The sequence below is a fragment of the Planctobacterium marinum genome, assembly GCF_020687805.1.
Classification (GTDB): domain Bacteria; phylum Pseudomonadota; class Gammaproteobacteria; order Enterobacterales; family Alteromonadaceae; genus Planctobacterium; species Planctobacterium marinum.
Map to the genome: position 1 here is coordinate 302,264 of NZ_JAJEWQ010000004.1, position 20,711 is coordinate 322,974.

Sequence of the window (20,711 nt, forward strand, 5' to 3'; positions counted from 1 at the left end):
CTATATACTTGAAATTGAGCCTGTTGACCTTTGTTGTGTCCATCTTTGGCAAAGGTCAACACGTTCTGGTGAGGGTATTCCGGTTTTCAGGAAATTGCTCCAGGTAGTGGCTTTTAGGTAAGGATTTGGGAATTGATAGATATTCCACCGGCTCGCAGAGTGAGCGAATTGACAGCACTGATCATAGATGAAGATCCATTGGTACATGAGCTAATCAAAAGCGCGATGTTTGAGATTGGAATTACCAAACTGGCGACAGCGCAAAATGCGTATTATGCGGTGCGGCGATGTGAACAAACCCGATTTGATATCGTACTGATTTCATTTAATGTGCAAAGCGATAAAGACGGCTTTCACCTGCTGGAAGAACTCAAATTTAAAGGCCATGTTACCAAGGGTACCACGGTGATCTTCCTGAGCGCCGAGACCGCGCCTGAGCTGGTGCATTGCGTGGTGGAAATGCAACCCAATGATTTTTGGGTAAAACCACTGGACAGAAGTCGCGTGGAAAACCGGTTGCGGCATATTTTTGAAGTTCGCAATAAACTGCACCGGCTTTATTATTGTGTCGATACCGAAAATTACAGTTCTGCGATTTATCTGGCCGATGAGTTACTGAAGCGCAATGAGCTGGCCCACTATTTCCCCAACATCAAACGCATTAAAGGCGAATGCTTATTCAAACTGTTTGAGTATGAAGAAGCGCAAAACTACTACCAGGAATTACAGCACGAATACAAGTATGGATGGGTGAGTATTGGATTGCTGAGGGCCATGTTGGCGCAAAATAAGCTGGAAGAGGCGGAGCCTAAAATTACCGAGTTGAAAGAAAGAGAAGATACCCGGTTTCTGGTTTACGACGTGTTAGCTCAGTATTACATTGAGCACGAAGACTATAAAAACGCCTACGAAGAAATAAAAACCGCCACGCAACTGGCGCCCCGAAATATTGAACGCAATCGCAAGTCCTGTGATCTGGCTCGTCTGAATCACGATCGCATGGGGCAATATATGGCAGCGCAAAATGTTGCCAGGTATGCCAGAAACTCTATTCACGATAGCCCGGAACTGCGGCTCAACGTATTGCGTACGGCATTGGATCTGGCCACAACTTTATCCGATGTAGAAGCCAGGAGTTTGTTCGTTAAAATTGAGCGCATGATGCGTGAGCTGGAAATGGAATTTGGCCGACAATTAGCGGAGCCTTTGACGGTAATTAAAGTACGCTTGCTGTGCGTCAGGCAAAACAAGAAGGAAGCGGACAAGTTACTCAAGGAAAGTGTGTCGAAAGAGGCCACCGGGTCCATCGATGAAAACCTGGAAAAGGTCAAGGCCTTTCACGAGTTGGGCCACCGGGAAGAAAGCCTGAAATTACTGGAAGAGGTGAAAAAACAGATCGGCGGGGATACCTGGTCAGGACGAGTGGTTACAGAGTACGTCGAGCAGGAGCAGATCGAGCGCAAGGAGATTCACTTCACCGCAAAAGAGCTGGGTGAGATGGCCAAGGTTCACTTTAAAGAGAAGCGCTTTAAACCGGCCTACGCTAACTTGACTCAGGCATTTAAGTTATCGCCTAATAATCCGCAACTGGCCATGAGCTTGTTGCGCCTGCTGACTGCCATGGTAGAACGGGAAAAGGAAACACTGGATGAGCAGCAGGTTGCACTGGCGGCAGAATGCGTGGCTATTGTTGCAGCCAATGACCCTGAAGCCGACACCAAAAACAAGCTGTCGCATTTCTCTAAAGTGCTGAAAATTGACCAGGCGGAAGTTAACAGCTAATTTTTTAAAACACACACAATCAGGAACCCGCTATGAATTCCATTGCGAAACTCACCGCTATGACCTTGCTTTCTCTCAGTGCATTTGGAATACAGGCCGCCGGAGATGCAAAACACTATCCGGCCATTTTTATTGGTGCCACAAACTTTGAAAGTGAGACAGACACCACGATAGGATTTGGTTACGAATACAAATTGTCGTCGCAGTTTGGCGTAGGTGGCGTGTGGGAACGCACCCGGGAAGGCCATCACGGTGATGGTGTAAACGTATGGGTGGGTTCTTTCTTCTATCATCCCTCCGATCACTGGCGTCTCGGGCTGGGTTTCGGTGAGGAACGCATCGGGGGCAAGAAAACAAAGCACAAAGAACTAATGCGTTTGAGTGCTTCCTATGAATTTTTTGGCAGCGGCTACATCTTAGCGCCCGAAATGGCGGTGGATTTTATTGATGGCGAGAAGGCAACAGTTGCCGGCGTATCGATCATTTACCCATTTTAAGAGCCTTGCTCAAAGGCCAGGCTGCTCCCCCGTCATACTTCAGCTGTGAGAGGGATTATCTGCTGGCCAGTACCAGCCTGTCTAAGCAACCTACCCAGGCCTCGTGATGCAGCGTCTGATCTTCTTCGTCGTCAAAGCCGGAATGCGTCAGCTGGATATTGGTGGTCTTGTCATCTACGTCGTCAAATAATACTTCCACTTCGCTCAGGTGGGGTTCGCCCACCCACTGCCAGCTAAATTGCAGGCGCACATTGGGTTGAATATCTTTGTATTCTCCCATCAAAATATGTGATGCGCCGGTAACGTCGTATAAATGAAAGCGAAATTTTCCACCGACGCGAAAATCTGACATGATTTGACCAATAACCAGGTCATTCAAATTAAACCAATTGATCAGTTTGTCAGGTTCATGCCAGGCAGCAAAAATGTTACTGACGTTGTTATTGAAGGTACCTTCCAGCGCGAATTGCAGCATAGTGTAGTGCGTGAATGAGTTTATCGAATTATTCAACAGTTGCGCGCAATAAACAAGGTGATGAAAATGCTTATTCCGTTTGTTCCTAATAAAAAGTCCAGTGCCGCGAAAAAATGGTTACAGGCTTTCGAACTTCAGATGTCTGAACACCAGTTTAAGTTACTGGACGAACTGACAGATGCCGAAAAAAAAGCGGCGCAGGTGGCTATTGTAGCTAACGCTGATGCGATTGATTTTAACCAGATGCCCAATCTGAAGTGGATACAAAGTACCTGGGCGGGTGTGGAAAACCTGCTCACCAACCCGACGTTAGGCAATGTGCCGGTGGTCAGAATGCAGGACCCGGCACTAGCCACCACCATGGCACACAGTGTGTTGTGCTGGGTAATGAATTGCCAGCGACACAATCCCATCTATCGTCAGCAACAGGCACAATCGTTGTGGCAGCCTCACCCGGTAACGGCCAATGAAGATCTGAATGTTGTTCTGCTTGGGGCTGGTAACATGGCGCAACACAGTGCTCAATTGTTATCTTCCTTTGGCTATCAGGTGCACTGTTGGGCGCGTCGCTCTGGTCAGGTGGTCGGCGACATTTATGCCTCCTCCGGACGCACTTCGTTGCGGAATCTGTTGGGCATTGCGGATATTACTATTTTGTTGTTGCCGCTGACAGACGAAACCAAAGGGTTGCTCAATGAGGAAACATTGAGCTGGATGGCGCCTGACAGTTATCTCATCAATTTTTCGCGTGGTAAAATTATTCATGATGAAGCTTTGTTAAAACACTTATCCTGTGGGGCTATTCGTCACGCGATACTCGATGTATTTGCCACCGAACCTTTGCCGCCGGAGCATGCCTACTGGCATCACCCCAGAGTTACGGTTTTGCCTCATATCTCGGCACCCACCAACCCTTTTACTGCCAGTAAGGTCGTTGCCGAAAACATAACCGATTATGTTGAGAAAGGTGTGATTCCGGTTGCTGTCAACCGGAAGCTGGGGTATTAAAGTAGTTATGGAATGTGGTCTCAAATGGCAAAAATGTGGTGCAGGTATCTATGAAAACTCGTGCGCAGCTAAAATTACTTTTGGTGCAGATTCGCGATAAACCCCAGGTGCGGGAAGAGGAGTTTGACAGTTTTGTACGCTTTGCTGGTATCAATTCTGACCAACTGTCGGTACTCAATGTGTTTGATCAGCCGCGTTTTTCACCGCAACTGGTAGATAATTTTGATGCGGTGTTAGTCGGTGGTGCCAGCGAAGCCAGTGTTCTGGAGCCGGAAGTTTATCCTTTTGTGCCTGATTGTGTGCAACTGTTGCAATACTGCAAGGAAAACGCAAAACCGGTGTTTGCTTCCTGCTTTGGATTTCAGTTGGCTGTACTGGCGATGGGCGGTGAAATCGTGCGTGATACAGCCGATTTCGAAATCGGCACACTGCCTATCCAGATTACTGAAGCAGGTTATCAGGACCCGCTGTTCTCCGGCTTTCCCAATCCATTTTACGCCGTTAGTGTGCATCGCGAACGCGCCCCACAATTGCCATCTAACTGTGAATTACTGGCTTACACAGAACAATGTCCTCATGCGTTTAAAGTGCATCAACGGCCTTTCTGGGCGTTTCAATTTCACCCGGAAGTCGACAAGGACATTTTGATCGAAAGACTGTCGGTATTTCGGGCACAATACACTCAAAATGCAGAACACTTTAACCAGGTGATCAGTCATGCAAAGGATACCCCCTGGTCTAATTTGTTGGTAGAACGCTTTGTTGATACCTTAGTTTTACCCCCTGAGAATAATAAGACTAATTGGTAGTGGTAAATCTTTTTTTTTAAGCCACACTGTAAGTTAAGACCTATCAGAGTTCGGCCAAGATGTGCCGGATTGGTTAAAGCTGCTGTCTGACGCAGGTTGCTTACAGGCGGTTTAAAATTACAACAGGTAATGAATGCGCACCCGAAATTGGTCAACAAAAGTACATCTTTGTGCGTTTGCAGTATGGTTTTGCATGCCATTGCAGGCGCAATCGGATGAGACATCCGATGCTCAACAGTTGGGACTGCTTTCATTTGAGCAATTGCTGGAACTGGAAGTCAGTGTCGCCTCCACGCAATCCGAAAACATCCTCAAAGCACCGGCTGTCGTTTCGCGTATTGAGGTTTCGGTTTTTCAAAAAATGGGTATTCACACCTTGGCGGATCTGATTGCCATGTTACCTGGCGCAGATGTACACCATACGGCAATTGGTACGCAATCTGTGATGTTGCGAGGTTTTTTTGAAGCCTTCAATCAAAAAGTGCTGTTTCAGTTAGATGGTGTACCTTACTGGCAATCTTCTCACAGTGATATACCGGTAGCCGGTATACCGCTGGAAGCGATCAGCCACATAGAGGTAATTCGCGGTCCGGGCACGGTTTTCCACGGTACTAATGCCTCTGCCGGAGTCATTAATGTGGTCACTAAAAAAACATCCGGTGGCAGTGCCGTGGCCATGCTCAATGTCGAAGGTGGCAAATCTGCCGCACTAAATTATGGTACTGAATTTCAGGGCGGCACTTTTACCGTAGCGGGCCACTGGCACAAGAGTCATGATTATCAGGCTTTTTATAACAATCGTCCCATCCCAGCCTTTATTCCGGAACAGGTTCCCGATAGTGGTCTGGTGACCAAGCAACCTGACGACAAGTCCTTAATGTTAGGGTGGCATTCAGAGGATTTATCGCTACAGTATCAGGAGTTCAGCTCTGCGATTCAGGGCCTGGCCGCGGCAGCATCCATGTTAAACCTGGGCGAAATGCAACAACGGGGGCGCTTGCTGAAAGCGGATAAACACTGGCGAGGAGATACACAACAATTTCGACTGTTCGCAGATTACAACAACTTTTATTTACGGATCCCCACGGAACGCTTGTTTAACGGCACGGAGTTTGGCGTGCAAAACTTTGGTGATGGGGAAGATAACAACCGGTTTCGCCTGGGCGGCCAGTATATAGTGCAATGGGATGCAAAAACCGAGTTGGTTGCCGGACTGGAAGTCGAGCATCGGGAAACCGGTGATTACCTGAATACCGACAGCGATGGCGTGGTTCGGGTAAAGACCATGGATAAAAATGATACCACTGAGTGGGCCGTTTACGGCCAGTGGTTGCGGGATTTCGACGATTTGCGGGTTTCTTTGGGAATGCGCTTTGTAGACAATCAGATGTCTGGTTCGAATGTATTGCCCAGAATTAGTTTGATTCAGTCCTTAGACGACTATAGTTCGATTAAGGTGCTGTATTCTTCCGGCTTTAATGCGCCGAACTTTTTTCAAAAAGGCATTGATATTCCCCCCGGTGTGATTGTAGGAAATAGTGATCTCAAGGCTGAAACAGTGGATACCCTTGATATTGCGTATACCTACACCAAAGACAACACTTTGTTTATCGCCAATTTATACTGGACCCATGCAGATGATTTTATCCAACGGCGCAGTAATGAATTTGAGGTGCGGTTTGAAAACACAGATGACTTTGAGCGTTATGGTTTAGAGCTGGATTACCAGTTTGTCACTAAAAACATGAAATGGTTTTCGAATCTGAGTTATCAGCACGAAGGCAATAATCGTTCAGAAATGGACATTGGTCGTCAGTTTGTACCCCGCTGGATGGCAAAGCTCGGTGCTGTCTGGGGCTTTAATATCAGACACAGTCTGGGGTTCAGTCTGCGTTATTCCAGTGAAAGAGCCGCGGTCGATGAAAGCGCCTTGCTGAATCTGCAATATCAATATAATCAGGACGACTGGCAGGCCTATCTGGCAGTGGAAAATGTATTGTCTGATGATTATGCCGTACCGGACTGGCAGGACTTAAACGAGCTACGCACTGTCACCGCAGGAGACGAAGACCCTGTGGTTAAAGTGGGAGCCCGGGTCTTCTTTTAGCGGCAAAGCGTCGGCGCATTCACCTACTCTTTGCGATGCTGAAAAACCAGCGGCAATTTAGCCTATGGCTTGCGGAACTTAAAGGTCCAACGGTCTGTGTTGCCTGTGACTGTTTTGCGGCCCACTTCGTAAATCAGCTCATCATCTTTGCGGTAATGCAAATCTGAATAGTCTACAAATTCAAAGCCGGCTTCCAGAATTTCTTTGATCGCCAACACCGGGTCAACGCGACGTCGATTTTCACGATTTGGCTCTTCCATATGGCGCGCAGTGTGATCCACCACAGCATAGATGCCCCCTGATTTTAGGGCGTCAAATGCTGCTTCATTCATGGCGCGTCGTCCTTCTTCCGAGAAATTGTGATAGTTTCTGAAGGTCAGCACCATATCAACATCACTGACCCCGAGTCCTGTTTCGGGCAGCTCTAAGGTATAAAATTTGTCGCCTTCAGCGCGATAAATTTTGGCATCCTCAGCGACAATCGTCATTTTTTCAAAGCCGGGGGTGTTTACCCAGTCTTTAATTCGTCCGGTTCCCAGAGCGCCATAGTACTGTCCTTTTTCGGCCACGGTGGGTGCCAACAGACGGGTATACCAACCTCCGCCTGGGATCAGTTCTACTATCTTCATGTCATCCCGCAACCCAAAAAATGCCAGGGTTTCAATTGGCAAGCGATTCGCATCGCGCTCTTTATCAGCGTCACTGCGCAATTCCGACTGCAAAGCTTGCTGTAATTTCGATTTGGTGGCATCAAAATCGTCTGCCAGCGTGCTAAAGCTGGCGATGCTCAATACCAGCGCGGTGGTTTTCAATAGGCTTTTAATCATTAGGTTCCTCATTTTTATTGCGATTTTCCGGTTATTATTGGAGCCTGCATATTGTTGCTGCAGGAATGTAGCGCAAAGTTTGACAGGCCCAGACAGCATGGTCAAAGATAGACCTGCCAGAAAAAATTGTCACCGTATTCGCTACGAATAGTTTAAAAAAAGGGATTAATCCCAGGGCAACTTACGGTATATTTTAGTAGCCCGATAGCTTCTGATTTTCACCACAGATAATTCCACTGAATATGTTTAAAGTCATTCACACTTCTGACTGGCATTTAGGTCAGCATTTTTATACCCGTCATCGCAAAAACGAACATCAACAGTTTTTGGATTGGTTACTGCAAGTTATTGCGCGGGAACAGGTGAATGCTCTGGTGGTGGCCGGCGATATTTTTGATACCAGCACTCCGCCGAGTTATGCCCGGGAACTATACAACCAATTTATTATTGGGGCGCAAGATTTAAACTGTACCTTGATTTTTGTGGCCGGAAATCACGATTCTGTAGCGGTTCTGAATGAATCCAAAGATCTGCTCAAACACCTCAATACCCATGTCATTAGTCAGGTTAGCGAAAAAACCGAAGACGCACTGTTGCTGCTGCAAGACGACTCGGGCACGCCCGGTCTTGTCGTTACGCCGGTGCCCTTTATTCGTCCCCGGGATGTACTGCTCAGCAGTGCCGCACAATCTGGACTGGAGAAAAGACACCAACTGGGGGAGGCAATAAAGGCGCATTATCAACAGTTGATTGAGCAGGCCAGGCAATTGCAACAAGCACAGGGTTTAACTCTGCCGGTGCTGATGACCGGGCATCTTTCCGCGTTAGGGGTTTCACAAACTGAATCAGTACGCGACATTTATATCGGTAGTCTGGACGGATTTCCTGCCAGTGATTTTCCCAATGCTGATTACATTGCACTGGGGCATATTCACAAAGCGCAACAGGTGGCCGGCAATGCGCATATTTGTTATTCCGGTGCCCCCATTCCGCTGAGCTTCGACGAACTCAATCAGCCCAAAAGCATTAATCTGGTGTGTTTTGAAAAGGACAAGCTACATTCCGTTGAGCCTGTCGCTGTGCCCTGTTTTCAGGCCATGAAAAAGCTCAAAGGTAATCTCAATGAACTGGAAGCACAAATTTCCGGATTGGACAAAGAGACTTCCATCTGGCTGAGCCTGGAAGTGACAGAGCAAGACTTTCTGTCGGATCTTCAGCAGCGCTTTCAGCAAATGACAGAAAACACCGCAATCGAAATACTGCAGATCACCCGGGCCAGAAAACATCGCCGAGAGGTGCTAGCGGATGACTATGTAGAAACGCTGAATGAACTGACTCCAATGGACGTATTTGAGCGGCGTCTGGCTCTGGAAGCGTTTTCTGAGCAGGATGAAAAAGCACGGATTGCCCGATTAAAAACCTTGTTTAGCCAGATTGAAACGACGTTGGAGCAGGATAGTGAGCCAGACGGAGGAAGCGCACCATGAAAATTCTGTCACTGGCCTTTTCCAATTTAAATTCATTGCGTGGCAACTGGTTTATCGATTTTACTGCTTCTGAGTTTAGTGATAACAGCCTGTTTGCCATTACCGGCCCCACCGGAGCCGGTAAAACTACACTTCTGGACGCTATCTGTGTCGCGCTTTATCATCAAACACCGCGCCTTGGGGCATTGAGTCAGTCCAGCAACGAAATTATGACCCGCGGATGCGCCGAATCTCGTGCCGAGGTGGAATTTGATGTTAAGGGCAAAGCCTATCGCGCCAGTTGGTCGATGCGCCGTGCCCGGGGCAAAGCCGACGGTAAGTTGCAACCCGCAGATGTGGAACTGGCTGAAGTGCATTCTGGTCAGATCCTGGCGTCGCAAATCAAGCAAAAAGCGGAACTGATTGAACAGATCACCGGACTGGACTTTGCCCGGTTCACGCGTTCCATGATGTTGTCACAGGGGCAATTCGCCGCGTTTTTAAATGCCAGGGAAGAAGAGCGGGCTGCTTTGCTGGAAGAACTCACCGGTACTGAAATATATGGCAAAATCTCTGAACGTGCCGCTGAACAGCGTTCTGAGGCCCGGCGGCAACTGGAACACATGGAAACCCGGTTGGCCAGTGCAGAGCTGTTATCAACAGAAGCCCGTGAAGCATTAACCCAGGAGCTGGATAATACCGATAGCCATCACCAGGCGTTGAAATCACAACTACTCAGTACAGAAAGTCAGTTGCACTGGTGGCAACAACGACAGGATCTGGAACAGCAGTTTCAGCATAGCAAGCAACAACTCAATGAGGCTCAGGTTCAACTGGAAAATCAGGCTGACAGCTTCCTGCGTCTGGACAAAGCCGAAGCGGCATTAACGCTCAAACCGGACTGGCAGGTCATCGTTGACTGTAAATCACAATTGCAGCAAAAGCGTCTGGAAAGTACCAGTGCCGGGCAAGAAAAAGAGCAGTGTCAGTCCCTAAAAATCAACGCAGAGCAGACCCTGCAAGATAAACAAAGTGCCTTTACCGAGGCCAGCAAACGATTAGCCGAAACCGAAAAAATGGTCAGACAGGAACTGATCCCGCTGGAAAAAGATATCAGTGCCGTAGCGTTGCAAATTCAGGAAGGGCAGCGACAACAGCAACAAGGCGAGTCCGCACTTGAGGCATTGCAGACGCAAAAAGTACAACTGCAACAACAGCAAGCCCGACAAGAGGCTGCATTACAGGAGCTCAATGACTGGCTCTCGGACAAAGCCTGGTTAGGGCACATCGGTAATCTGCTTTCTGGCTGGCGGGAAAAGGCGGCACAGCTGCAAAAAACTGCACAGCAAAAACAGCATAAACAACAGCGGCAGCAGGCGGTAAAGCAACAAATAGCAACGCTGGGTGTGGCCATTCAACAGGCTGAAATGCACCTGCAGCAAATATCCGCCAGCCATACTGCCAGGCAGGAGCAATTGCTGCTATTGCAACAACAGCGTGACGACATCATGACAGCGGCGCGCCGAACAGAGCTGGTGGCAGAAAATCAACGTTTAGCCCGGCAATTGCCGATACTTATGCGCTTGCAGGAGCTGCAACGACAATGGCAGACTCAGCAACAGGAATACCGGCAACAGCGTGACTTAGCAGACACCCGAAAAACAGAATTAACTCAGTCAGAACAGCAGGTTGAGCAACTGCGACAAACCTACCAGCAACAAGATAAGTTGCTGAAAAGTCTTACCCGACAACTGGATTTAAGCGCTCAGATTGCTCAGTACCGGGACCTGCTCAGGGCTGGGGAGCCTTGTCCACTATGTGGCTCGGAAAAACATCATCTGGAACTGGCCGGTGTTGATGACACCACGATTTTTGCAGAAAAGCGCGACGCTGAGCGGGAGCTTGAAGAGACAAAAGCGCAGGGAACCGCCGCCCGGGAAGCATTGGAAGCGCTAAGTGAACAGTGTCGTCAGGCGGAGAAAGCCGCACAACAGGCTCAGCAGCAAAGCGAGCTTGTTACACAGCAATGGCAAGATTTGCTGGCAAAACAGGACTTTACCCTTGAGGTGGAGGTTTCAGACCAGCAGGCACTGAGTATCCTTTGCAGTCAAACTGAGGGCCGGTTGTCGACATTGCAAACCCAACTGGAGGGTTACAGCCGACTGCAGGATGCTGCGCTGGAAATGGAAAAACAACTGGCCAGTATCCAGGGGCAATTGTCAGAGGCCGATAATCAATTGCAGGCTAAACAACATCAATGGCAGGTGTATCAGGAACAAAATGAACAGTTATTGCAAGAGTTGGCGCAATCAAACACAGAGCAGCAACAGCAATCGCAGCAGTTGTTAGCGGAATTAGGGCAATTGCCATTACCTGTCCCCATCGAGCAAGTACCCGACCCTGAATGGTTTGAGGAGGTTGCCACACAACAGGCACGGTATCACAGCCGTCAATTGGAGCAGCAGCAATTATCCGGTCAGCTCGACAAGCTGGGGTCAGAGCTTAGCTATCATCAGAGTCAATGCGTTGCGCAACAGTCTCAAAATAAAACCTTGTCGCAAGATCTGCACGACCTGCGTGTGCAGGCGCAACAATTGCGCAGCAGGCAGGAGGTACTGGCGGGTTCACAATCCAGTGAGCAAATTGTGCAACAGGCGCAAACCAGGGTGACTCAATGTCGTGAAGACCTGGAACTACAACGCATTGCTTTGCGGGATGCTGAGCATCGCGATATCAGTATTACAAATCGCCTGGAAAACCTGTCGCAACAGATTCAGGAACTCAGTGAAAAACTCAGCAAGGCAGAGCAGCTTTTTCAGGAGGCATTGAGCCAGAGTCAGTTTGTTGATGAGCAGCAGTTTATGGATGCGCTGTGTTCAACGGAAGAGCTGCAAAAGATGCAGGCCGAAAAACAGCGATTACTGACGGCTGTCCAGAATGCTGCGACCTTGTATGATGCCGTCGAGCAGAAACTGGCGGCGCATCAGAAGCAGAGTGCAGATCCACAGAAACAGGATTTTACCGGGGCTGAACAGGCCGTCAGTTTTTACCTGGCGGAAAAACAGCGACTGGCCAGTGCGTTGCAACAGTGTGCTGAACAACTGGGGGAATTGCGCAATCAGTTGAGCAGAGATGATCAAACCCGGAGCAGCCAGTCGGCGCTGGCTCAGGAGATTGCCGAATTTCGCGTTAGTTATGACGATATTCAATATCTGTATGATCTTATCGGCCATGCAAAAGGTGAGAAATTCCGCAAGTTTGCACAGGGTTTAACCCTGGATAACCTGATCCATCTGGCGAATCGTCGTCTGCAGCAGTTGCACGGTCGCTATTTGTTAACCCGGGAACAGGTAGATGGTTTAGGCATAAAAGTCGTGGATACCTGGCAGGCAGACAGCCAGAGGGATACCAAGACATTGTCGGGGGGAGAGAGTTTCTTAGTCAGTCTGGCCCTGGCGCTGGGCTTATCAGATCTGGTGAGCCATAAAACCAGTATTGATTCTCTGTTTCTGGACGAAGGATTCGGCACCCTGGATGCTGAAACCTTAGATCTGGCGCTGGATACCCTGGACAACCTCAATGCATCAGGTAAAACCATAGGCGTAATAAGCCATATTGAGGCTATGAAAGACCGTATTCCGGTACAAATAAAAGTACTGAAGAAAAACGGCCTGGGGGTCAGCGAACTTGAAGCAAGGTTCCGGGCTGACAGGATTCCCGCCAGCTAAAGCGAATAATGGGCCTGTAAATACAAAGCGCGTGGTTCACCAACAAAATAACGATAATTACCGAACGCATAGTCGGCTCTTTCAGCATAATCCTGATTGAACAGGTTCTTGATGCGCAAGGATAATTTGAAATTGTCACTGACTGGCACGCTGGTACGCAGATTCACCAGTTGGTGGCCCTCATAGCGGGCGCTGTTTTCCGGGTCCAGATAATAGTCATCCAGATAAACCCACTCCAGCTCGGCATTGCCATAGTCTGCCTGCCATTGCAGACTGACACTGGCGTTTTTCTCCGGAGCCGTGTCGATGTGGTTGTGTCTGATGTCTACACCGCGGGCAATGGCGACATTATTTTCATAGCGATGTCGACTGGCATCCAGCGCTACATTAACCCTCCAGTGAGCGGAGAGTTGCCAGTTGACCGCAACTTCCAGACCCTGATGAGAGGTCTTGCCGGCACTGACATTCTGTCGCTCGGTGTCCTGAAATATGTGATCAGACTTACCCATAGCATAGGCACTGATATCATAAAATAAGGCTGCATTTTCCAGGAGGTGCCCACGAAACCCCAGTTCAATGCTCAACATTTTTTCCGCATCCAGCTGCGCATTGCGCTGGTTGTTTTGCAATCTGAATAACTCCGTGGCCTGAGGCGCTCTGAAGCCATGACTCAGTTGACTGTAGAGCATATGTGACCCGGAAATGGCGTAGTTGATACCCAGTCTCCCGGAAAAATTACTAAAATCACGTTGTTGATCGGCGGGGCGGATAAAGCGGCAATCTTCCACATCGGATGCACAGGCTATACCGTCCGCCAGCTTGTTCGTGTAGTCGTATCGCGTATGGTCATAGCGAATACCGGCATTGAGTGTCAGCGAATCGGTTAAATACCATCGGCTGTCAATATAGGGAGAAATTACCCGTGCATTGACGTCGTAATGGTAGTGTTCGCCCTGTGGAATGGAGGCACTGAATTCTTCACTCTGAAATTCACGAAGCCAGCCATGGGTGGCGTCCAGATCCAGACCAAAGGTCAACTGGTAAGTGGTCTTTTTAAGTGTTGCCGCGGTTAACAAACCAACACTGTTATGGCCATTCTCCTCGGTTGCCTGCCATGGCACAAAGTGTTGCAGAAACTGCATATCGTGGGCACGAAAATAGGGTTTTAACACCAGGTCGAATGCGTTAAAGGCAAACTCAATTTGACTGTACCCCTGCATCGAGCGACTGTTCCGGTAGGCTTCCGGGTTGGGGTTAAGGCGTTTTAATGCGTCATCTTTATACGCTTCAAAGCCCTGAATGAAACCGGCAGTTTGCTGGTTCAGATCACTATAAGAAAATACATTTTTGATGTTAAATTGTGAATGTTCTGTTTGATGCAGGACATTGAGTTTGTCCTGACGATAGCCACTGTCAACTTTATAGCCTCCGTCGTCGGTTACCGAACCGTACAGCGCAAACTGGTGCTGTTGAAATTGTTCAGCCATGCGCAGCGAAAGGCGACCAAATTCATTGGGACCAGCTTCCATATCGGCGGAAAAACGGGGCAATGAAGCAGGATCGGGAGAAACAACATTGATCACGCCGTGTACTGCATTACTGCCATAGATCACGCTTGCCGGTCCTCTGACAACATCAATAGCTTGCGCTTGGTTAGCATTGACATCAAATAACTGATTGGCGTTGCAAAACCCTGGCGCCCGGACACTGATGCCATCCTGTGCAACCAAAAATGCGCCACAGCTTCCGGCACCGGTTAACACCGGAGAGCGTATTGCGGTGAGGTGTTCCTGACCATTGCCACGGCTAATCCAGACACCCGCTACCTGATGCATAATTTCGCTGAAATGGGTGCTTTGGGTCTGGTTGATGTCCTGTTGTGAAACCCGGGTAATATTGCCTGACAACGCGCTTAATGTGGTGTTAGTGCGTGTGCCGGTAACAACGATGGATTCCAGACTTTCATCCGGTTGCTGAGCATGAATTAAAGGCGAAAACAGCATGGCAAACGCCAGACCGGTTAGCAGGTGTTGTGTCATAGAAAAATTTCATGGCGAAAGTAGGTCGGTATTTTTACTGAAATTGACGTCGAATGGAACCATGCCCGAACAATCTGTCCAAAGATGCTAAATGTGCTGAAAAGCGTTGAACGGTGGTAAATTAACTTGATTACACATTGGCACTGTTCGACTCCTGCGCCCTGAGTGCAGAATTCATTATTAATGAACCGCGTTCAATTAAATAACTGACTCAGGTTTGGTAAATGACAGAGCTATTTTTGAGAGGCAAAGTGATAATTTTTGCGACAGGAGCAATGACAGGCTGCGAGCTTCGCAACCTGTCATTTTCTGTAACTGCTATACCATGACTTCTTTCCATTTCCCGGTACGAAAAATGACAAAGCCTACGATGGCAATCATAGACTCAGCGACGAGAATGGCCATATAGACACCTTCTGCCTGAAAATGCCATTGCGTGGCCAATACCCAGGCAAGTGGGATCTGTGTTAGCCAGTAACAGAAGAAGTTAATTCTGGTAGGGGTCATTGTATCTCCCGCACCATTAAATGCCTGTACCAATATCATACCTATACTAAAGAAACCGTAGCCGTAGGCCACCATTCTCAAACAGGAAACACCGCTGGCGAGTACCGCCGGATCCTGGGTAAACAAGGCAATGATTGGTGACGCAAAAACAATAAAAACAACCGCGACAGTTAACATAAAAATCAGGTTAAATTTGGCGATTGTCCAGACTGATCTTTCAGCTCTTTCCGGCAAACCTGCTCCCAGGTTCTGACCCACTAACGTGGCGACGGCATTACTGAGACCCCAGGCGGGAAGTATGGTAAACATCACAACCCGGATGGCGATGGTATAACCTGCTACCGCTGCACTGCCGAAGTCAGAAACGATGCGGACTAACACCACCCAACTGGCAGTGGCAATCAAAAACTGCAAGATCCCGCCGGTTGATACCTTGATAAGGTCTATTAGTACGGCGGTTTTTAGTCTGAGATGTTGCCAGCCAATGTGTATTCGACTGCCGGCATTAAACAGATGCCACAATTGATATATTACGCCCACACCCCGGCCAATACAGGTTGCTACAGCCGCACCGGTTACCCCCATTTCCGGTGCAGGTCCCAAGCCAAATATCAGGATAGGGTCCAGCAGGATATTGATACCGTTTGCCAGCCATAACGACCGCATGGCAATCGATGCATCACCGGCCCCGCGAAATATAGCATTGATGATAAACAGGTACAGAATGGTAATCGCACTACATAACATAATGGTGGTGTAGTTCTCTCCCATGGCCACCACGGCGCTGTCTGCTCCCATCAGGCGTAAAATATCTGCAGCAAAGAAGGCGCCACTTAAGGCCACCAACAGGGCAACCAATAAGCCCAGCCATAGTGCCTGTCCGGCCAGTAGTGTGGCTTTTTCTGGTTGCTTTTCACCAATGCGTCTGGCGACCAATGCCGTTACCCCCATACTTAACCCGATGGCGATGGCATAAATCAGGGTTAAAACCGCTTCAGTGAGACCTACCACGGCGACCGCCTCATGGCCAAGAGAGGATACAAAAAAGATATCGACGACAGCGAAAATGGATTCCATCGCCATTTCCAGCACCATGGGAACCGCTAACAAAAAGGCAGCGACGCCGATAGAGCCTTGAGTAAAGTCGTATTGCACATTGCCTTTGACCGCTTGTTGAAACAGGTGCCAAAGTCCAGGTTTATTCGTTTGTTTTGTCATTGCTTAATCCACTAAGCGAATAGCATGCAGGCGTATTTCTGCAGCTGATTTAAAAAATAGTCAGTAATGCACAGTACCTTTTCGGGACTGATGGTTTGCTCTGAGGTTGGTGAATGTGTCTTTTATTGCGTCAGGTTAGCTGACTTTGGAAAGGACACTACAGACCGGTTGTGCGGGCACAATATCAGCGCAAATGAAGTGGATTACATTGTTCATTGGACTGCTCCGGTGAAAGTAGTAGGCAGAGCTTGACCTGATAATGCGATTAAGTCAACGGCTTTTTTGAAGGATTACAAATTGATACACAGACTATAATAACCGGTTGCGGCAAACAAAAAAGGCGCTCTTAGCAAAGAGCGCCTTGTATTTCGTATACTACTGACTAATTAGTCACAGGAAACTGCGTCACCTGCAACTACTTCAGAGAAGACCGAGGTTTCGATATTGGTGAATTCAACATTATCGATTACCCAGCCAAACTCATTGGCCGTAAAGTCAGAAGAAATTCTGAAGCGGAACTGTACTGTTTGTCCGTTCAGAGCATCGCCGAAGCTGATAGATTCCATGTTACCGTTGAAGGTCGCCAGGTCGCCATTGATGCCGGTGAATACCGGACGTCCTTGCAGAGCTTGCGAGGAGTTTTCGATCAGTTCGTCGTAGTTGTAACCTACTGCGAAGGTACCGCCAGCTTCCAGAACATCCATCCAGGCGCCGCCGTTGATGCTGATCTCAACAACACCACCATCCCATGCTTCTTCTAACCAGTAGAAGTGCCAGAAGTTGATGGAGAAGTCCTGACCATAGGCAACTTCAACCATGTCGGTTTCTACGGCAACGTCAGACTGGAAGGCGTTGTTATTCAGGTACATGGCTTGCGTACCTAAATCTACGTCAGGGTTAAACGCCTGGAAGAAACCGATGTTTACGGTGTCAAAGCCTTGCGTACCAATGGCAGCGTCACCACCATACATGACGTTTTCTTTGAAGTTATCCAGCGTCGCCAGGGTTTCCATATTGTCGACGGCTGAGCTTCCATCAAGCGCTAACTTGACGAAGTCATAGTTGACGGTTACAGAAGCGGATAAGTCCGCAGGTTCTACAATTTCATCACCTTCAACCAATTCAGGGAAGGTTACACCGAATTCAATAGTGTCACCTGTGCCGGCAGAATTAAGCGTAAAGGCGATATCACCGCTGCTAACTTCTTCAAATAAACCGACTTCACCAAATGTCACCATACCATCATTAGCGAGGGTAACATCATGGTCACTAAGAACCTGAACTTGTGCAGTGATGCCGCTCAGTACTTCACTACCATTATTCATGATAGAGAAAGATACATTGGCAGTTTCACCCGCATCCAGAACGTCATCGGCTGTACAAACAGCCAGTCCGTCCTGAGACAGGGCCAGGTCACTGGCGCTATATGAAGCAATTTGAGTTGCATAAGATTCAGTGACACCTGAGTTATCATCGCTGAAACGCTCCGGAGATACTGCGCCAAAGCCCATGCCACGGCGTGCAAATGCTGTCACTGCTGCGTTGAAATCATCGGCACTATTAGCCAGCATAACCGATAAGATTGCATCACGTGCTTCTGTATAGGTAGGTGCAATCGGCGTGGCTTTATAGCCGGCTACCAGGTAATCAGCCATGCGCGATTGTGCTTCATCAAACTCATACATGTTCAGTAAGCTTGCGTATACGTCCCATAATACAGCGGCCCACATTTCACCGGCACCGTGCGGTGAATCGCCATTAGTTGGCGACAATCCGGGCACTTCTGCACCTGCAGTAATGTGCTCAAAGGTCAGTGGGTTGATGTCCATATTCGTTGAATATGGTGCACGGCGGATACCCGTGTAGAAATCTTCTACATAAGTACCGGTAGCAAATGGCAGTTGCCATTCTTCGTTGCCTTCGATATTGCCATCTTCAGCTTTAACAATCAGCATCAGGCTGTGGAAATCACCCCAACCTTCACCCATTGAGCGGCCCTGGAAGTTAATTAAACCACTGGCGTTACCCACCAAACGATTTGAAATATAATGACCCCATTCGTGAGCAATAATACCGTTGTCAAAGGAAGAATCTTTCAACGGGAATTTGCTGAAGATTTCAGCGGTTACCTGCTGGCCTGCTGCCATACGGGCGTACAGGGCCTGACCTTCTTCATAATTCAAACCTAAATTAGGAATGGTAACTGATGTATCAGTACCACCCATTGGCGCTGGCGTACCATCGTCAACGTTGTTTACAACGATTGCGCCAATGGCACCTGCCGCCTGAGCGTTGAGCACTTTCTGGGTAAATGCACAACTACCACGGTCAATAATGGCGATGCGGCCTTCCAGCGCATAACCATTGACCGCTGCTTCACAGCCATCAAATTCTGAACCGCTGTCTACTGCGTTGTCATCGTGCAAACGTCTCAGGTTAGCACTAACGCCGGTGTATTGTTGCGGACCAAAAGAAGATAATTGCGTTGATTGCATCACACCTAGAGAGCCTGGGTGAGAAACGATATTAATGCCCTGATCAACACCATTTACTGCATCTTTCGAGGTATACAGATATTGCTGCATGCGCGGGCTGCCACCGTCGGCTGGTGTAGACATGTTAGCATTATTCAGGCCAGAATAATCCTGTGCCTGCACTTCCAGTGGGTCACCTTCAACACCACCGCGACCGTAGTTGTCTAACTGAGCGTTACCTGCAGCTTCATCGAAGCCATGGTCGTACCACCAGTCATGCATGAAGTTGTTCACTACGAACATGTTAACAACCGCAGACTGACGATTAACAAAGCTGTTAGCACGCTGTGTTTCATCAAATGGGTAGTCAAAAGTCATATCCGAAGTGGTTGACACTATGATATCACCTGCGTTGTAACCTTGTGGTGCCACTACGTCAGCGTAAGCCAGCACGTTGTTACCATAGGTATACATATCATCGGCAGTCAACCAGGGATCGTCAGTACTGATTTTGCTGTAGTTACCCACTGTCACCAGCGGCTGCTCTGCATATTCAGTGGTATCGTTACCCTGCACTAACGCTGGAATAACATCGCCATGTGGGCCTTCATAAGGGAAGCCATCAGCTTCTGCCCAGACGCGATAAGTGAATTCCGCGTTATTGCTTTCACTGGCGTGAGAAATCAGGTTGTTGCGGAACAGAACTTTGCCGGTATTACCAACAACAAAGCCATAATCAACACTGTCCAGTGGGTTTTCGATATGGGCTAATTTCACTTCGACGTAGTGAGCTGCCACCAGTTCACCGTTGATATCATAAAACACCTGCTTGGCACGCGGTTGACCTACCACCTGCTGGCCTGCGGTCGTTGTAGCGTCAAACAGGATATAGTCGCCTTTTTTCTCAGCGATGTTTAAGGTCGCCTGAGTTTTACCGCCACTCAGATCCGCGATCGCTTTCAGAACCGCTGCTTCAGGGGTGCTGAAACTACCGAAAAGTTGCAGTGCCTGGGCCGCTGTTACTTTATTGCCCAGGTAGCCAGAACCGGCAACCAGGTTGTGTTCACGGTCCATAACGATGTTGTATTCTTTATTGAAAACCGCAACGCCATTTAGTTGCTGACGATATTTCGCAACTAACGGACCCTTGTTAGTATCGTGAATGTAAGCAAGCTGTGCGCGGTTTACGGCATTTTCTTCAGAGCTAAACCCTGTTAGGGAGTTCAGGTAATAGGAGGCCGCATAGGCATTTTTATGCTCTGGCGCAATCATGCTTAAGTTGGGTTTGCTTTGGCCTTTTGGTGCCCAAAGGAAAGTGGCTTTACCCATTTTGGCATCAAAGTGACTTTTTAATCCGGTAGTGGTGGCACGCTCGGCCAATGCCTGTTCACGTGCTGCTACTGATAAACTGTTCGCCTTGAATTGGCTTGCCGCAGCGTGGTCAAAATTAGAAAGCGTATGAGAATGAGCGTGGTTTAAACTGGCACTTGCCGCAGTCGAAGAGAGTGCTGCGGATACCAGCAACGCCACAGTTGAGGGACGAAGCTTGTTCATTGTTATTCCTTCATGTTTGGATATGTTTTTGGATTTGCTCCCGATTAATAACGTCCACTCTCCAAAGGCTTTTTCCGCCAATTTTGTTCTGTCGCAAGAGTGAAAATCTCGATGAGCGGTTAGCACTTTACCCCGCAGTTGCACAAAAATGCAATACTGATTTACGCAATTAGTTCACGCTTGTTCACAATAATTTACAAATTGATTCAGTTTCATTAAC

Annotated in this window: 12 protein-coding genes and 1 pseudogene; 8 read left to right on the forward strand and 5 right to left on the reverse strand. The window is 48.4% G+C overall.

Annotated elements, in window-relative coordinates:
• Window positions 1-159 precede the first annotated feature (159 nt).
• Together LJ740_RS14940 and LJ740_RS14945 are read left to right on the forward strand one after the other, a co-directional pair.
• Window positions 160-1,782, forward strand: coding sequence for a response regulator (locus tag LJ740_RS14940; RefSeq protein WP_229529913.1), 1,623 nt, complete (start codon window positions 160-162; stop codon window positions 1,780-1,782).
• A 32-nt stretch (window positions 1,783-1,814) separates the two neighbouring features.
• Window positions 1,815-2,279, forward strand: a complete 465-nt coding sequence (locus LJ740_RS14945; protein WP_229529914.1) for a hypothetical protein — start codon at window positions 1,815-1,817, stop codon at window positions 2,277-2,279.
• 55 nt (window positions 2,280-2,334) lie between these two features.
• On the opposite strand, the gene LJ740_RS14950 is transcribed toward LJ740_RS14945, so the two are convergent.
• Window positions 2,335-2,754 (reverse strand): SRPBCC family protein, encoded by a 420-nt coding sequence (locus LJ740_RS14950; protein WP_229529915.1) that lies wholly within the window; start codon window positions 2,752-2,754, stop codon window positions 2,335-2,337.
• A gap of 66 nt (window positions 2,755-2,820) precedes the next feature.
• On the opposite strand from LJ740_RS14950, the gene LJ740_RS14955 reads away from it, so the two are divergent.
• From LJ740_RS14955 to LJ740_RS14965, 3 genes are all read left to right on the forward strand, one after another.
• The gene (locus LJ740_RS14955) at window positions 2,821-3,762 is read left to right on the forward strand and encodes a 2-hydroxyacid dehydrogenase (RefSeq protein WP_229529916.1); all 942 of its coding nucleotides are present in this window, start codon (window positions 2,821-2,823) and stop codon (window positions 3,760-3,762) included.
• A 50-nt stretch (window positions 3,763-3,812) separates the two neighbouring features.
• On the forward strand, window positions 3,813-4,571 hold the full coding sequence (locus LJ740_RS14960) for a type 1 glutamine amidotransferase (RefSeq protein ID WP_229529917.1): 759 nt from the start codon (window positions 3,813-3,815) through the stop codon (window positions 4,569-4,571).
• 133 nt (window positions 4,572-4,704) lie between these two features.
• Complete coding sequence (locus tag LJ740_RS14965) at window positions 4,705-6,678, forward strand: TonB-dependent receptor plug domain-containing protein (protein ID WP_229529918.1); 1,974 nt, start codon at window positions 4,705-4,707, stop codon at window positions 6,676-6,678.
• A gap of 62 nt (window positions 6,679-6,740) precedes the next feature.
• Here LJ740_RS14965 and LJ740_RS14970 read toward each other — a convergent pair whose 3' ends face one another.
• Window positions 6,741-7,505: a class I SAM-dependent methyltransferase gene (locus LJ740_RS14970; protein WP_229529919.1), complete on the reverse strand. Its 765-nt coding sequence runs from the start codon at window positions 7,503-7,505 to the stop codon at window positions 6,741-6,743.
• A gap of 242 nt (window positions 7,506-7,747) precedes the next feature.
• Between LJ740_RS14970 and sbcD the strand changes: the two genes are divergently transcribed.
• From sbcD to LJ740_RS23480, 3 genes and pseudogenes are all read left to right on the forward strand, one after another.
• Entirely contained in the window at window positions 7,748-8,992 is a 1,245-nt protein-coding gene (gene sbcD / locus LJ740_RS14975) for an exonuclease subunit SbcD (RefSeq protein ID WP_229529920.1), read from the forward strand.
• Window positions 8,989-9,567, forward strand: a pseudogene (locus LJ740_RS23475) (AAA family ATPase); the annotation flags it as partial. The gene sbcD and the pseudogene LJ740_RS23475, both read left to right, overlap by 4 nt.
• A gap of 2,301 nt (window positions 9,568-11,868) precedes the next feature.
• Window positions 11,869-12,699: an SbcC/MukB-like Walker B domain-containing protein gene (locus LJ740_RS23480; RefSeq protein ID WP_377307085.1), complete on the forward strand. Its 831-nt coding sequence runs from the start codon at window positions 11,869-11,871 to the stop codon at window positions 12,697-12,699.
• On the opposite strand, the gene LJ740_RS14985 is transcribed toward LJ740_RS23480, so the two are convergent.
• From LJ740_RS14985 to LJ740_RS14995, 3 genes are all read right to left on the reverse strand, one after another.
• Window positions 12,696-14,738 (reverse strand): TonB-dependent receptor, encoded by a 2,043-nt coding sequence (locus LJ740_RS14985; protein WP_229529922.1) that lies wholly within the window; start codon window positions 14,736-14,738, stop codon window positions 12,696-12,698. The two genes, LJ740_RS23480 and LJ740_RS14985, sit on opposite strands and share 4 nt — an antisense overlap.
• Window positions 14,739-15,056: 318 nt before the next feature.
• Entirely contained in the window at window positions 15,057-16,463 is a 1,407-nt protein-coding gene (locus tag LJ740_RS14990) for an MATE family efflux transporter (RefSeq protein ID WP_229529923.1), read from the reverse strand.
• A 386-nt stretch (window positions 16,464-16,849) separates the two neighbouring features.
• Window positions 16,850-20,491: a M36 family metallopeptidase gene (locus LJ740_RS14995; RefSeq protein ID WP_229529924.1), complete on the reverse strand. Its 3,642-nt coding sequence runs from the start codon at window positions 20,489-20,491 to the stop codon at window positions 16,850-16,852.
• Between the last annotated feature and the right edge of the window lie 220 nt (window positions 20,492-20,711).

Bases quoted from the DNA above. Each gene is read 5' to 3' on its own strand.
- LJ740_RS14970 (WP_229529919.1), bottom strand. From the start codon at position 7,505: ATGATTAAAAGCCTATTGAAAACCACCGCGCTGGTATTGAGCATCGCC.
- LJ740_RS14965 (WP_229529918.1), top strand. From the start codon at position 4,705: ATGCGCACCCGAAATTGGTCAACAAAAGTACATCTTTGTGCGTTTGCA.
- LJ740_RS14955 (WP_229529916.1), top strand. From the start codon at position 2,821: ATGCTTATTCCGTTTGTTCCTAATAAAAAGTCCAGTGCCGCGAAAAAA.
- LJ740_RS14985 (WP_229529922.1), bottom strand. From the start codon at position 14,738: ATGACACAACACCTGCTAACCGGTCTGGCGTTTGCCATGCTGTTTTCG.
- LJ740_RS23480 (WP_377307085.1), top strand. From the start codon at position 11,869: ATGCAGGCCGAAAAACAGCGATTACTGACGGCTGTCCAGAATGCTGCG.
- LJ740_RS14950 (WP_229529915.1), bottom strand. From the start codon at position 2,754: ATGCTGCAATTCGCGCTGGAAGGTACCTTCAATAACAACGTCAGTAAC.
- LJ740_RS14960 (WP_229529917.1), top strand. From the start codon at position 3,813: ATGAAAACTCGTGCGCAGCTAAAATTACTTTTGGTGCAGATTCGCGAT.
- sbcD (WP_229529920.1), top strand. From the start codon at position 7,748: ATGTTTAAAGTCATTCACACTTCTGACTGGCATTTAGGTCAGCATTTT.
- LJ740_RS14990 (WP_229529923.1), bottom strand. From the start codon at position 16,463: ATGACAAAACAAACGAATAAACCTGGACTTTGGCACCTGTTTCAACAA.
- LJ740_RS14945 (WP_229529914.1), top strand. From the start codon at position 1,815: ATGAATTCCATTGCGAAACTCACCGCTATGACCTTGCTTTCTCTCAGT.
- LJ740_RS14995 (WP_229529924.1), bottom strand. From the start codon at position 20,491: ATGAACAAGCTTCGTCCCTCAACTGTGGCGTTGCTGGTATCCGCAGCA.